This is a genomic window from Streptomyces albospinus (assembly GCF_014648695.1).
GTDB lineage: Bacteria > Actinomycetota > Actinomycetes > Streptomycetales > Streptomycetaceae > Streptomyces > Streptomyces albospinus.
In genome coordinates, this window is record NZ_BMRP01000010.1 from 54,407 (window position 1) to 68,536 (window position 14,130).

Sequence of the window (14,130 nt, forward strand, 5' to 3'; positions counted from 1 at the left end):
TTATCTATGCCCTGACGACCTTGACACTGTCGATCTCCGGTCCGCACTGGCTACTGGGATCGGTGGTGCTCGTGAACCGCAGCGTGGTCCGGTCGCTCTTCGCGGTGAACCGCACCGTCTCCACCCGCCACCCCATGTTCGTTGCCGAATGCCCCGTGATGTCGAAGGAGAAGTCCCGTGTCACCGTGTCGACTTGGACTCGCAGTGTCTTGACGACCGGCGCGCAGGTGACGTTGCCCGCGAGGTAGAAGCTGACCGTGTACGGCCGGCCGGCCGTGGTGGTGAAGGTCTGGGCGATCGCTCCGTTGATGGGGCCGGGCGCATCGCCGTTCAGGTCGATCGACTGCTGGCCGTCCGCCGCCCGCAGGGCATCCGAGCGTTCCACATTCACGGTGTTCTGGACGACCTGCCACGGCCCGATGGCTTGGCCCGCGCGGTACAGGACCACCGGGGATTTCGCGGCCGGCGACTCGAAGTCTCCGTCGGCCACCAGCGAACCGGGCGTCGGCTGGGGCGAGTTGGTGGGAGGGGCCGGGGCTGACGGGGGTGACGGGGATGCCGGGGGTGACGGGGATGCCGAGGGGGTGGTCGCTCCGCCGTCTCCGGGACCGGAGGCGCCTCCGGGGGTCTTCTTCACCGGGCCGGGCCCCGGCCCGAACGACCTGCTGCTCGACGGGGGCCCTGTCGGCGGGGCCGGTGCCGGACCGGACGTCATCGGCTGTTCCGACGAGGGGGCAGGCGTCGCGACGGGCGCCCCGCCATGCGTACGGGGACGTGCAGGGTCTTCGGGCGCCAGGGTCAGCGCGGCGCCCAGGGTCACGACGGTGAGACCGCCCACCACGGCAAGGGTGACGACGACGGCACCAGGAGCCGAGCTCCACGCGCCTCCGCCGTGTCGTAGCAGCCCTTGTTCGCCATCGTCGTCCACGAGGTGCCCGCTGTCCGGCCGTTGCCCCTCCGGACTCTGCGGTCCGTCCGCCTGCTCATGTGCCGGTCCGTTCTCCGCTCCCTCCGCCGTCCCGTCCGGTGAAGCCTCGACCAGCGAGGCGAAGTACCCGCCGAACGCCGGCCCCAGGAGCAAAGGGGCCACAAAGGCGCGCAGCCGGCCGGAGACCTCGCGCAGCTCCAGCAGCAGCCGGGGACAGCGTTCGCACGTGTCCAGGTGCTCCTCGACCCGGCGCCGGTCCCGCGGCCCCAGGGAACCGCGCAGATAGGCGGCCAGCTTCCTGGCGCACTTGCGGCACTCCCGTGCCATCTCCTGCTCGGACAGGTGTGCCTGGAGATACTCCTTGCGCAGTCCCTCGCGCGCGCGACAGGCCAGTGCGGCAACCGCGTTGGCGGACAACCCCAGCAGTGGCGCCACCTGCGCCGGGCTCTCCCCCTCCACCTCGGTGTGCCACAGCACGGTCTGCCACCGCTCGGGCAGCGCGGCGAAGGCGCGCCCGATCAGCGACGCCTCCAGCTCGGCCAGCACCGGGTCCTCGAAGGGGAGCAACGGCGCGTAGAGCTCCACCTCCGGCGTGGGCGTGGCGCGTTTCTCCCGTGCCATGTCGCCGGCGGCGAGCCGGCGGACCACGGTCAGTACATATGGCCGAAAGGCCCGCTGCGGGCCACCGCCGGCCCGGATCGCGCCGAGCACCTGGGCGAAACCCTCGGACGCGAGGTCCTCCGCATCCGCCGGACTGGTCGCATAGAGTCCGGCCAGGCGGCGGGCCGACGCGAAGTGCCGCTCGTAGAGCACCACGAACGACGCGTCGTCCCCGCCCCGGGCGCGCACGACGAGTTCGGCGTCGGACCGTTCGGTCGATGCGTCGTGTCCGTTGTCCGGCCCCTCAAAGCCCCCGGTTCCCTGCCGTGGATCCCTTGTCATCGCCGTTCACCCCTCAACCGCGCCACCTTCGCTCGCACCGGCGCACACTCCGGCCTCAGCCGCCTCATCGCCACCGGGGGCAGCCACCTTAGTCACCGGGCGCAGCGGTGTTCCCCGGATCCGGGGATTTCCACTGCCGGGTCAACTTTCTTTCTGCACAAGGAAGTTGAGAGGTGTTCCGGTTTCCGGAATGCGCGGTGGTGATCCGCGCGGCCGTCATCAGATCAGGCCGTGCCGCATCGCGTAGGCGACGGCATGGCAGCGGTTGCGGAGTTGGAAGCGGATCTGGATGTCGTGGAGGACCTGCTTCACCGTTCGTGGCGAATACGCGAGCCTGGTGGCGACCTCGGCGGTGTCCAACCCCTCGGCGACCAGCCGCAACACCTCCGACTCCCGCGCCGTGAGGTTGTTGAAGGTCAGCCCCCGGGGCCCCAGCACCTGACGTTGCGCCCGGCCGACCTGGCCGAGCAGCCGGCCCAGCAGGTCCGGTGGTACGGCGCCCTCTCCCGCAGCGGCCGAACGGACCACCGTGACCAGCCGCTCGGGGGTGGCCTCGCCACGCCGGACCACCCCTACCACCCCCACCTCCGCGGCGGTCACCAGCTCGGACTCGTCGATCTCCGTGGTGACCAGCACCAACCGCGCCGTGCTCTCCTGGCCGACCGACCGCAGGACCTTCAGGCTGTGTTCGCTCACCCCGGCCGTGACGACCAGAACCACCTTCGCCTCGTCCAGGTCCGCTTCGGCGACCACCTGCACCTCTGGCCGTGGTCTGAGCGCGCCCACCACACCGACCTGCGAAATCGGGTCATCCGCCCGGACACACACCGGTATCCGATCCATCCGTGCTCCTCATTGCGCCCCTCGACGCCGGCGATGTGCGGCGTCCCGTGAGACAAGGGTGCAGAGCGCGCTGACCCACCACTCAACGTGGACTTAACACGCGGTCGACGCTGCCGGAGCCGCCCGAACGCCGCGCGGCGTCGCCCTTCTTGGCGGTTCAGGCACTGCGAGGGCGGCTCCGGCGCACAGCAGCGTCCAGGCGAGCCGCCTCGCGTCGCCGGCCGCCGTCAGCCACTTCGACGACGACGGCTTCGAGTACCCGACGGTGAAGCCGAAGAACTTCGACGAGTACGCGGCAGGGCAGGCCATCGGCCCGTGGAAGGTCAGCAGCGGGACCGTCGACCTGATCGGTGCCGGGTTTCGGGACGCGGCCGAAGGAGACCAGTCCCACCAGCCGGCCGTGAAGACGGGCAAGGTCCTCATCAACGGGCAGGACGTCCAGGACTTCTGGTGTCAGGGGAACGCGTAGCCGAGCACGGACTCCCTGGTGTGGCCCTCGCAGCCGGCGGCGCTGGATACGAAGTGGTCTCCGCTGGAGGGGATGTAGCAGCGGTAGAGGGGTACGGTACCGCTCACCTGGCCGGTGTGGATGTAGCCGACGGGCCCCATGGGGAACTGGCCTTCGCAGCCGGGGTCTTGGGTGAGCAGTGTGTGTCCGGCCGTTTTGCACTCGTAGAGCATGGTGGTGCCGGGTGCCTGGTGGCGCAGCAGCTTCCAGGTCTGCTCCTGGGTGAAGCCGGGCGGCAGCAGCCGGGAGGAGGCGACGTGCCCCCGGTCGGGACGGTAGCCGCGGCGCAGCAGGGTGTACGGCAGGTGCTCGAAGCCGCAGGACAGCTGGGGCGAGGGCAGGTCGTTGCGGTTGGCCAGAGCCCACGTGGACCATGCGGGCTTGGCGGAGCCGTCCTGCCTGCGGAGGCCGAGCCTGAGGCCGCCCTCGGCGGGGTTGTCCTGCATCCGGTGGTAGATGTAGCTCTCGATGTCCGGCGTGCCGAGCACATTGCGGAAGGCGTCGCAGACGGCTGCGGCCTGCTGCGACTCGCTGGAGCCGTCGCCGGAGTTGATGCCGCTCTCGGTGAGCTGGATCGTCCAGGCCGAGGGGGTGTGGGGGAACTGCTGGCGAAGCCAGCCCACCACTACGCCGATGTTGCCGTAGGTGACCTTGGGGAAGTCATCGGCGGAGAAGGCGGGCTTGAACAGGTCCGGGGCGTAGGGGTGGTAGGCGACCCGCCACTGGCGTGATCCCGTCCGGGCGGCCAGTCCCTTGAGCACGGTCATCCCGGACAGCATCGCGTTGTTGTCGGACGGCAGGTCATAGGCCGTGCCGAAGTGGTGGTCCAGCGAGGTCAGTACCTTGGCGGTGGGCTGCTGGGCGGTGACGCGGTCATAGGCGGCGTTGTAGTTGGCTGCGATCTGGTCGAGCCATTGCGCGGTGTCGCAGGGCTTGCCCCGGCCGCAGCCGATGTTGAACCAGGTGTTGGTGTTGACCTCGTTGTCGACCACGAAGTCGGCGATCCGGCCGTGTCCGTGGAGTCCGTCGTAACGCTGGGCCAGCATCCCCGCGAACCGTCCGAAGTCTGCGGGGTTGCCGGGTGCGCAGAACAGCTCGTAGCCGGGCGCGGGATCGCAGGGTCGGCCCTGGCGGGCCCAGCCGGGGGTGCCGAAGACGATGGCGGTGACCACCACTCCCCGGTCGGTCCACTCCTTGATGGCCGAGTCCACCTCCGGCCGGATCGTGAAGCAGCGACCGTCGAACTCCTGGTCACCGGTGGAACACGGGGCCGCCTTGGCGCTCCGCTCCCAGTCCGCCCAGACGAGGTTCATGGACACGCCGCCGGTGTTGTTGCCGGCGATCTCGTCCTTGCTGGACCAGAAGTCCGGCTGGATGCCCTTGATGCGGTAGTCGGACCGTGTCGGGTACGGCAGCGGAGCCGTCTCGGCACCGGCAGTGGCCTGGAGGGCCTCGGGAACGACGAGGGCCAAGATGAGGAGCACGAGGGCGGCGAGATGCCGGGCTGGTCTGGCCATGACTCTCCTTTCACGCTCGCCTTGCGCACCGGGCGTCGTGGTGAACCGTCACTGCCGCATCAACTCACCCTAGAAGAACGGGGGTCAACGCATCCCGTGCAGCGTGGAGCGCGGATCCGCGACGTACCGTCGCGCCGGGGCGGCGGTACGTCAGCGGACCTCCGGGCGGTTCAGCGCACGAAGGCGACCTCGGGGTAATGGTGCGAGGGGCCGTCGAGCAGATGGCTGTGGTGGTGGCGCAGTTCCTTGTCGAAGAAGGCCGCGAGGTAGGTGCGTTGGATTTCGATGGCGCGGTCGGGGGCGATGGTGCCCAGTATCTGCACCAGCTGGGGAGGGGTCAGATGGAAGGCACCCGGCGCCTGGGGAAGCAGGACCTCGCTGTCGGTGAAGGAGTTGTGCTCGGCACCGCGCAGCTTCAGGTCGAACCGCTCTCCGTGCAGGTGCCGCCAGAACCTCGCCCAGCTCTTGTCGTCGTTGCGGTTGTGGTGTTGGGAACTGAACATCAGGAAGGGGCGGTCGAGCGGCTTGTTGATCTCCGACCCGAAGAGTTGGCCGTCCAGGTTCGCTCCGGCGCGGATCCGGGAGTCCGCGTGCATGGCCGCGGGCACCGTCCCTCCGCCAAGGGAAGCGCCGAACATCCCGATGCGGTGCATGTCCACGGCTTTCAACAGCCCGTGGGGGAGGGTCTTGTGGTCCACGTCCGGGTTGTGGCCCCGGGCGATCGCGGCCAGCTGGTTGATGACGAAGTGGGTGTCCGCCGCCCGGACGGCGATGGTGTGGGATGCGTGGGAACCCTGCGGCATGGTGTTCACCTCGACCCGCCCGCCGGGGAACTCCACCTCGCTGGCGTCGTGGGTGTGGTCGATGGTGACGACCAAGTAGCCGCGGCTGGCCAGGTCCTGGGCCAGTGCGGTGCCCATCGAGCGGTCCCCGTGCAGGCCGGTTGAGTACAGCAGCACCGGCAACTTGCCGGCCTTGTGGTCGACCGGGGCGCCGGTGTGGCCGGCAGTGGTGGGCAGGGTCACCGCGCCCGGCGGTATCTGACGGCCGGCCAGGAAGTGGGCGGCGGCGGCGGACTGCATCCAGGGCGCAGCGGGATAGCGGCTGGTGTGCGTGGCCGGGTACCACAACGACACCATCAGCTCGCGAGGTTGGTTTCCCGGTACCCACGGATCCGCGCGCGACGTGTCGCGCAGGTGGAGGTCGACCGTTCCGACGCGATGGGGCCCGGTCGGGGCGGGGAGAGTCAGCTGGCCCGGGGCTTGCGGCGTGCCCTCGGGCGCCGTCGTGGCCACGGCTGTCCCGGTGGTCTTTCCCGCGGCGCTCGCGGTCCCGACCCCGGCGCTCAGGATGACGGCCAGTGCTCCTGTGGTGCCGGCGACCCGGGCGCGCAACCGGCTCTGGCGCTTTCGCGCATGCTTCATGGGCAGCCTCGTATCCGTGGGGGCAATCGCCGGATGAGCGGCGATCGGCTGGCGCACATCGTATAGGTAGTTTGCCATGGCCAAGCCAACGCCCTTGATTGTGCGGAGAGTTCTCACTCCTGGACGGTTGGTGACGATGGCCCGTGCCGCGCTTCCGGACGTGGAATGTGCGCCGAGTGGCGCTTGTCGAGTGCCCATATGGGATACGTGCGGGGGAAATGTCCGAGCGTGACGGTGGCCGGCTATCGATGTCCCGTGTTTGGCGCCCTCGTGAGGTCGGTAGCAGTAGCAAAGCCCTGGGGTGGGGTGTGGCGCTCGGCTCCGCGGGGGCCTCGATGGGGCGTGCGTGGGGGATTGTTGGCGATTTCGCTCACTGCTCGATGAGGTCGGAGATGTGTGAACGGCCTTTTTCTCGACCGAGTTGAGGGGACAGGTCCCGTTTGGACTCGTATGTGGGAGCGCAGAGGGAACGGACTTGTGATTATCGTGTGAACGCAGTACCGATACTGGTCGGGTTGCTGCATGGCCATCCCCCACGTGCCGAGAGGACCGCTGCCCTGCACACGGTTGCCCACTCGCCCCGTCCCCATCGCGCCCGTCGCCGCGCCGACATGCCTCTGCTCGGAGGGGTCCGTCCGCCGATCGCCGCGCTGCTCTGCACGCTGCTGGCAGTTGCCGTGTTTCCCACACTCGGTCTCGGCACCGTGCATGAACAGGACGTTCCCCAGGCCGTTTCCGACGCGGAACGCCGGATCGCCGAGGACGCCGCTTCCTCGGTCAGGGCTTCCCTCGACGCCAGAGCCACCGCGGTGCGCCGCGCTGCGGCGTCGGTCACGCCCGCCGACGGCAGCCCGCCGGCGGCCGTCCTGCGGTCCCTCCTCCCGGCCGGGCCCCCTGCGCTGGGCGGATCGCTGCTCGACCCGCACACCGGCAAACCCCTGGCCGCCAGTGGTGAAACGGTTCCGCTGACCGGGGCGGATGCGGTGGCCCTGGCGCGGTCCGGCACCGCGAACATCGCGCCCCGGCTGGTCCCTTCAGCGGGTGCCGAGCCGCGGCTGTTGCTCTTCGCCCGGGTCGCCGTCCCCGCTCCCGGCGCCAAGCAGGACGAGAACCACGATCAGACACCGGACGGGGCGGGGGACCAGGGCGCCGGCGAACGTGAACTCCTGCTGGTCGTATCGGAAAAGGCCGCGGCCCCCGTGGTGTACGGAGGCGGGCGCACCGGTCAACTGGTGGGCCGCGACGGAAAGGTGCTCGCCTCCGCCTCCGCCACCGGCACTGCGCCGGCACCCGACACCGGGGACGACACCGGGCCCGCCGCTGCGGCGGACGCCGCCAACGCCGGTCGGCACGCCGGGAATCGCTCGGGCAGCATGCTCGGTGACGGCCACGACGGGCTGCGCAGGGTCGCGGGGTGGGCATCGGTCTCCGCGGTGGACGGCAAGGACGACAGCTCCGGCCTGGGCCTGACGATGCTGACGTTCAGGGATGTGGCTCCGGCGCAGGGCGGAGCCGATCACACATGGTTCGCCCTCGTGGCCGCGGGCATCCTGGTGGTGATCGCCGCGCTGGTCACCGTGGCGCTGTGGGGCACCGTGCAGCTTCCGCTGCTGCGACTGCACCTGTCCGCAGCCCGACTGGCCAGAGGTGTCTGCGACACGTCCGAGGCGAAGAAGGAACTGGCGCGGCCGGTGCCGGTTGCCGCGTTCGGCGAACCCGGCAGGGTCGGCCGGGCGCTGGAGTCGATACGCCGCCAACTGCTCGGCGAGACGGGGCCGGAGACGGTGCGGCCGGTGCGACGCCGGCCCGGCCTCCGGTCTCTGGTCGTTGTCTGCGCACTGGTGATCGCCGTGTGGGCAGTGCCGCTGCTGTTCGTGCTCAACCGCGCACCTGCCGACAAGGCCGTACCGGCAACCGCCGTCGCCGACCAGCAGGCACGCACCGAGGCCGCCGCCGACCGGGTGCGGCAGTCCCTGAGTCAGAGCTGCGCCGACCTGGAGGCGGTGGCATCCGCCATCTCCCATGCGTCGCCGGAGCGGGCGACGGAGGTTCTGCGGCGCGAACACGCCGGCCATCCCACCTACCGGTCGCTGTACGTGCTGGACCGCACCGGCGCCGTCGTGCTGCGCGCGGGCAAGCAGCCGCTGCACACCCTCGGCCGTGCGCCGACCGGCCGCGGGATCACCCAGGTCACCACGTCCGGCAAGATCCCCGCGATCGTCGCCTACGCACAGATACCGGCGGCCGGGAACGCCCAGCGCGCAGCGGGCACCACCCCGGCCGCTGTCGTCGCAGAGATCGGGGTGAACGCGCTGAACGACCTGGTTGCGCGGCCGGGGCTCGGCAAGGTGTGGCTGACCGACGAGCACCACAGGGTGCTCGCGGCGAGTACCGGCTTTCGGGCCTTCCAGTCTCTTCCCAGCCGGGCCCTCACCCGCCTTGTGGCCAGGACCGACGCCGCGCCCGGCAGCGCGGGCAGCCCGGCATCGGGCGTCCTGGACGCGGGGACCGCGCCGGGCGAGGGCCTGTCGGTCGCAGCCGCCGCGCCACTGGCACAGGCGGGGCCTGCCGCCGGACTCGGCTGGCAGGTGGTCTCCGCCGAGCCCGCCGCCGCGCTCAGACTGGCGGCATACGAGATCCAGGCACGCACCATGCTGGCCGGCCTGCTCGCCCTGTCGGTGGGCGTCGCCTGCCTGAGCTGGCTGCACATCGTGGTGGTCAGGCCGCTGCGTGCCCTCACCGGATGCGCCGAGCGGCTGGCCGACGGCGACCGTCGCACCGTTCTGTACCCGGTCCACCACGACGAGTGCGGCTCGGTCACGCGCAACCTGGAACTGCTCCGGCAGGCACTGGTGGAGCGGGACCGTGGCGTACAAGCCGACCTGACCCCAGGCATCGCCCCATCGTCCCAGCGCGACAGCGCGCCGTAGCAGTGAAGGATCAACTGACGTGCTTTTCCTCTACGTTGTGCTGCTGCTGAGTTGTACCGTGCTGCTGGTCGCCGGCGTGCTGGAGCAGCGTCGCCACTACGCCGCGCTGGCGCACATCCCCACTCGGGTGCTGGTCAACGGCATCCGCGGCAAGAGCTCGATCACCCGGCTGTGCGCGGGCGCGCTGCGCGGCGGGGGACTGGTCACCGTGGCCAAGACCACCGGCACCGCCGCCCGCTTCATCCACCCGGATGCCACCGAGGAGCCGGTGTACCGGAAGTTGGGCATCGCGAACGTCGTCGAGCAGATCGGCATCGTCCGGCGCGCGGCGGCGTACCGGCCGGACGCCCTGGTGATCGAGTGCATGGCGGTGATGCCCGCGCTTCAGGAGATCAACCAGGAGAAGCTGATCCGTTCCACCATCGGGGTGCTGTGCAACGTCCGCGAGGACCACCTCGACGAGATGGGTCCGACGCTGGACGACGTGGCCCGCTCGCTGTCCCGGTCGATGCCGGTCGGCGGGGTCTGTGTCACCGCCGAGCAGGAGCGGCTGCACATCCTCAAGGAGGAGGCGGACAAACGGAGATGCCGCCTGATCACCGTCGATCCGGAGTCGGTCACCGACGAGGAGCTCCGCGGGTTCAGCTGGTTCACCTTCAAGGAGAACGTCGCCATCGCGCTGGCGGTGGCCGAACTGCTCGGTGTGGACCGGGCCACCGCACTGCGCGGTATGTGGGACGCGCCGCCGGACCCCGGCGTGCTCTCCGTCGAGCGCTACCGCACACCGGACGGCAAGCGGCTGCGCTTCGCCAACGTCTTCGCCGCCAACGACCCCGAGTCGACGCTGATGAACGTCCGTCAGCTGGAGGAACTCGGTGCGATCCGCCGCCCGCTGAACATGGTCATCAACTGCCGCCCCGACCGGGTCGAACGCAATGGGCAGATGGGAGCGATCGTCCCCGACCTGGCCCCGGAGACGGTCTTCCTCATAGGGCATCCGACCAAGAGCGCCCGCGACGCCATCCCGTCGGACTGGTCGTCGGGCCGGGTGGTGGACCTGGGCGGCGACCGGCGCGACGCACAGGAGTTGACCCGCGCCCTCCTCGCCGAACTGGGCCCGGATTCCTCGCTGGTGGCCGTCGGCAACATCCACGGCCAGGGCGAACTGTTCCTGGAACACCTCGGCAGGCTGCCCGCGGACCCCACCGACGAGCCGCTTCCGGTGGCACACGCGCCCGAGCTGGAGCCGTACCGCTGGGTGGCGCCGCTGAACGCCCCGACCCCGACCCCGACCCCGGGCCCGCCCGTACCAAGCACCTCATCTGCCCTTGCCGAAGTTCGGCACGAGCCCACAAGGACGCCGCTGTGATCCCCGTCAACGTCACTCCGCAGACCGCAGCACTGGGGATCGCCCTCGGACTGGTCTTCGCGCTGGTCTGCTATCTGACCACCAACCTCTCTCCCGGCGGCATGATCACCCCCGGCTGGCTGGCGCTGACCCTTGTCACCGACGTGGTCCGGGCCGCGATGGTGATCGGCGTCACGGCACTCACCCTCGTCGCGACCAAGTTCCTCCAGCGGCATGTGATCCTTTACGGCAAGCGGCTGTTCGCCGCCGTGGTGCTGTCCGCGGTGGTGCTCCAGACCACGGTGATGCTCGCGCTCCAGCACGAGTTCCCGCTCCTCTACACCGCTCAGACCCTGGGCTTCATCGTGCCCGGCCTGATCGCCTATCAGCTGGTTCGCCAACCGCTGGCGGCCACCGTGATCTCCACCACCGCGGTGACCCTCGGCACGTATGTGGTGCTCGTTGCCGGGCTGCTGATGGGGGCGCTGCCCGTCGGCTGACCGAGGCGCCCGCGTCCGCCCCACCCGTCCGCACGTAGAGGAGGTCACCATGGGCACTGTCCCCGACCAGCCCCGCCGGCCCAGTCGCCGTCAGATCCTGGGCTCCGCCGCCGGTCTGGCCGCCGCCGCAGCGATCGGCGGCTACGCATGGCAGCACTCCCGAAGCGACAGACCGGACGGTGACGTCCCGATACCGACCGGTGGCTTCCACTTCGAGCGCCTTGCCGCGCCCGCCCGCACGGTGGCGCGCGCCGCCGACGGCCGGGTGCTGGCCACCTTCACCGACGGCGCGCGCACCGCACTGCTGACGGGCCCGACCCGCACCTGGAGCGAGCCGCGCACCACCGGCGCGGTGGTGCACAGCGATGCCTGGGTACGGCTGATGGGCGCCGGATGGAGCAAGGGCGCGGAGGGAACCCGCTGGTTCCGGGAGTGGTTCCCCAAGGCTCTCGCCGACCGCAGTCCGGACGCCCTCGCCGTGGCCTTCCAATACGGCGACGGGGCAGACGACCAGCACACCGCATCGGGCCTGCGCTACGCCGGCAAGGCCCACTTCGGGCCGCAGGTTCCCGGGAACTCGCCGGAGTCGTTCCATTACCGCGACGAGAAGTCCGACTTCTACGACTACCTCGGCGTTCCCTGGACCTTCCCGGACGGCACCCGCAAGCACCCGGAGAAGGAGCGCTACGGCGACGTGGACTGCTCCGGCTTCATGCGCCTGGTCTGGGGCTACCGCATGGGATACCCCATGCACGCCACCAACAGCCAGGGCATCGGCCTGCCCCGCCGGGCCTACGCCATCGCCACCCGGGCGCCCGGCGTGCTGCTGATCCCGAACACCGGCGAACGGCCTGCCGACATCGGTCTGCTGCTCCCCGGCGACCTCGTCTTCTTCGCCATCGACATCGGCAGGCCGCACGGCATCGACCACTGCGGCATGTACCTGGGGCCGGACGACGACGGGCATCCGCGCTTCTACTCCAGCCGCTCGAAGGCCAACGGGCCCACCATGGGCGACCTGGCGGGCCGGGCGACGCTTGACGGCCATGGCTTCTACGCCAAAGGGTTGCGCATGGCCCGCCGTCTGTGAAGCCGACGCAGCCCGCACCGCATCCCATCCCGTCCCGCGCGAGAGACCCCGCCATGGCCACCGCTCCCCTCACCCGAGCCACCTCCGACCGCTGCCGGCGCATCAGGCGCGCCGTCCACGCCAAACGCCGGCAACGGACCACCATCAGCCGGGAGTCGTGGGCCCTGCTGCTGATCCTGGCAGCTGCCACGGTGCTCTACACCTGGGGCATCGACCGTGCCGGCGTGCACCCGTACTACAGCGCGGCCGTGCGGTCCATGGCGGCGAACTGGCATGCCTTCGTCTTCGGCGGACTCGACCCGAGCGGATCGATCACCGTGGACAAGATCCCCGGTGCGCTGTGGCCGCAGGCCCTCTCCGTCATGCTCCTCGGACCGCACAACTGGGTGGTGGTACTGCCGCAGGTCCTGGAGGGCGTACTGGCCGTCTGGGCGCTGCACCGGGTCGTCCGTGCCTGGGCCGGCCCCACGGCAGGGCTGCTCGCCGCGTTGGTCCTCACCCTCACCCCGATCACCGTCGCGCTCAACCGGCACACCATCCCCGACACCCTGCTCGTCCTGCTGCTGGTCCTCGCGGCGGGATCGCTGCACAAGGCCGTCGCCACCGGCAGACTGCTGCCGCTGCTCATCTGCGGAACATGGGTGGGGCTGGCCTTCCAGGCCAAGATGCTCCAGGCATGGCTCGTCCTGCCGGTCTTCGCCGCGGTGTACCAACTGGCGGCGCCCGGTTCCCGGTTGGAGCGTGCCCGGCGGATGTTGCTCGCCGGAATCACCACCCTCGTCGTCTCCTGCTCATGGCTGCTGCTGATGTGGGTGACCCCTGCCGAGAACCGCCCCTACCTCGACGGGACCACCAACAACAACCCCTTCACCCTGGCCTTCGGCTACAACGGGCTCAGCCGCTTCGGCCACGACCCGCATGCGCTGGGCGCCGTCGCCGGCACCGCCGCCAGCCGCACCACCGGCAACACCGGTTGGACCATGCTGGTCAACCAGAGCGTGGGTCCGCAGATCGCCTGGCTCCTGCCGCTCGCCGTACTGGTATTGGCGTTGGGCGTGTGGTGGCGCACCGGACTGCCGCGCACCGATGCGCTGCGGACGGGGTTCCTGCTCTGGGGCGGCTGGCTGGTGGTGCACGTCGTGGTCTTCAGCAACTCCAACGGCAACCACGGCTACTACACCGCCGTACTGGCCCCGTCCCTCGCCGCGCTGACCGGTGGCGGAGGCGCCGTGCTCCTGTCGGAGTACCGTGCCGGTGGCCGACGTCGAGCGGCGCTGCCCGTCGCGATCGGGCTCACCGCACTGTGGGCCGCGGCTATCGACGGCTCGCACAGCGAATTCGCGCCCTGGCTGCTGCCGGTGGTGCTGATGCTCGGCCTGTGCGGGACCGTCGGACTGTGGACCAGCGGGCCGGACACCACGCGAGGCGCGGTGCAGAGCGCCATGGCAGCGTCCCTGGTGGCCGTACTGCTCGCCCCGGCTGTCTGGGCCGCCTCCTGCCTGGACCCGCGGTACCCCGGATCCCCCATCGAGCCACTGGCCGGACCGGTCGGACCCGGCTACCACGATGCACACCACCGGCCCAAGATCCTGCGAAACCCCTTGAGCAAACCGTCCGCGCGGGACACCGCACTGCTGAAATACCTTTCCGCGCACCGCTCCGGGGAGAAGTACCTGCTCGCCACCCAAGCCGCCTACGGCGCCGAGCCGCTGCTGCGCGCCACCTCCCAACCGATGCTGGTCATGGGCGGCTTCACCGGCCTGACCCCGTATCCGACCCCACTGGGGCTGAGTGACCTGGTGTCCACCCACCAACTGCGGTACGCCCTGCTGACCACGCGCCGCCCGTCCACACGGGCATCGGTCTGGGTGCGGAGCACCTGCACCCGTATCCCTCCCAGCGCCTACGGCCGCACCTCGGACGGAAGCTTCACCCTCTACGACTGCGCCCGACCGGCCGCGGACTGAGCCGTTTCCGTGCCGCGTGCAGACGGGACGTGACCGTGGCCAGCGGGATGCGGACGCGTCCGGCGACCGCGGCGTACGCCGGTCGCCGGATGTCCCGGAACACCAGTGGGACCACCGGAGCCCTGCGGCGCAG

The 14,130-nt window shown here is 70.5% G+C and carries 10 protein-coding genes; 6 read left to right on the forward strand and 4 right to left on the reverse strand.

Features of this window, described 5'->3' with window-relative positions:
• Positions 1-4 precede the first annotated feature (4 nt).
• Together IEZ17_RS15925 and IEZ17_RS15930 are read right to left on the reverse strand one after the other, a co-directional pair.
• The gene (locus tag IEZ17_RS15925; protein ID WP_189300599.1) at positions 5-1,870 is read right to left on the reverse strand and encodes a choice-of-anchor C family protein; all 1,866 of its coding nucleotides are present in this window, start codon (positions 1,868-1,870) and stop codon (positions 5-7) included.
• A gap of 219 nt (positions 1,871-2,089) precedes the next feature.
• Entirely contained in the window at positions 2,090-2,713 is a 624-nt protein-coding gene (locus IEZ17_RS15930) for a helix-turn-helix transcriptional regulator (RefSeq protein ID WP_189300601.1), read from the reverse strand.
• Positions 2,714-2,978: 265 nt separating this feature from the next.
• Here IEZ17_RS15930 and IEZ17_RS15935 point away from each other — a divergent pair, with 265 nt between their 5' ends.
• Positions 2,979-3,182: a hypothetical protein gene (locus tag IEZ17_RS15935; RefSeq protein ID WP_189300603.1), complete on the forward strand. Its 204-nt coding sequence runs from the start codon at positions 2,979-2,981 to the stop codon at positions 3,180-3,182.
• Here IEZ17_RS15935 and IEZ17_RS15940 read toward each other — a convergent pair.
• Both IEZ17_RS15940 and IEZ17_RS15945 read right to left on the reverse strand, forming a co-directional pair.
• Positions 3,167-4,738, reverse strand: a complete 1,572-nt coding sequence (locus tag IEZ17_RS15940; RefSeq protein WP_189300604.1) for a DUF5722 domain-containing protein — start codon at positions 4,736-4,738, stop codon at positions 3,167-3,169. The genes IEZ17_RS15935 and IEZ17_RS15940 overlap by 16 nt on opposite strands.
• Before the next feature lie 170 nt (positions 4,739-4,908).
• Positions 4,909-6,162, reverse strand: a complete 1,254-nt coding sequence (locus IEZ17_RS15945; protein ID WP_189300606.1) for an alpha/beta hydrolase family protein — start codon at positions 6,160-6,162, stop codon at positions 4,909-4,911.
• 704 nt (positions 6,163-6,866) lie between these two features.
• Between IEZ17_RS15945 and IEZ17_RS15950 the strand changes: the two genes are divergently transcribed.
• From IEZ17_RS15950 to IEZ17_RS15970, 5 genes are read left to right on the forward strand one after another with little or no spacing between them, the layout of a single operon-like run.
• Positions 6,867-9,092, forward strand: coding sequence for a HAMP domain-containing protein (locus IEZ17_RS15950; RefSeq protein WP_229852300.1), 2,226 nt, complete (start codon positions 6,867-6,869; stop codon positions 9,090-9,092).
• A gap of 19 nt (positions 9,093-9,111) precedes the next feature.
• Positions 9,112-10,461 carry a poly-gamma-glutamate synthase PgsB gene (gene pgsB, locus IEZ17_RS15955; RefSeq protein WP_189300610.1) on the forward strand — a complete coding sequence of 450 codons (1,350 nt, stop codon included), beginning with the start codon at positions 9,112-9,114 and terminating at the stop codon, positions 10,459-10,461.
• Positions 10,458-10,940, forward strand: coding sequence for a poly-gamma-glutamate biosynthesis protein PgsC/CapC (locus IEZ17_RS15960; RefSeq protein WP_189300612.1), 483 nt, complete (start codon positions 10,458-10,460; stop codon positions 10,938-10,940). Before pgsB ends, IEZ17_RS15960 begins: the two co-directional genes overlap by 4 nt.
• A 49-nt stretch (positions 10,941-10,989) precedes the next feature.
• On the forward strand, positions 10,990-12,030 hold the full coding sequence (locus IEZ17_RS15965; RefSeq protein WP_189300614.1) for an NlpC/P60 family protein: 1,041 nt from the start codon (positions 10,990-10,992) through the stop codon (positions 12,028-12,030).
• A gap of 53 nt (positions 12,031-12,083) precedes the next feature.
• The gene (locus IEZ17_RS15970) at positions 12,084-13,997 is read left to right on the forward strand and encodes an ArnT family glycosyltransferase (RefSeq protein WP_189300616.1); all 1,914 of its coding nucleotides are present in this window, start codon (positions 12,084-12,086) and stop codon (positions 13,995-13,997) included.
• The last annotated feature ends 133 nt before the right edge of the window (positions 13,998-14,130 follow it).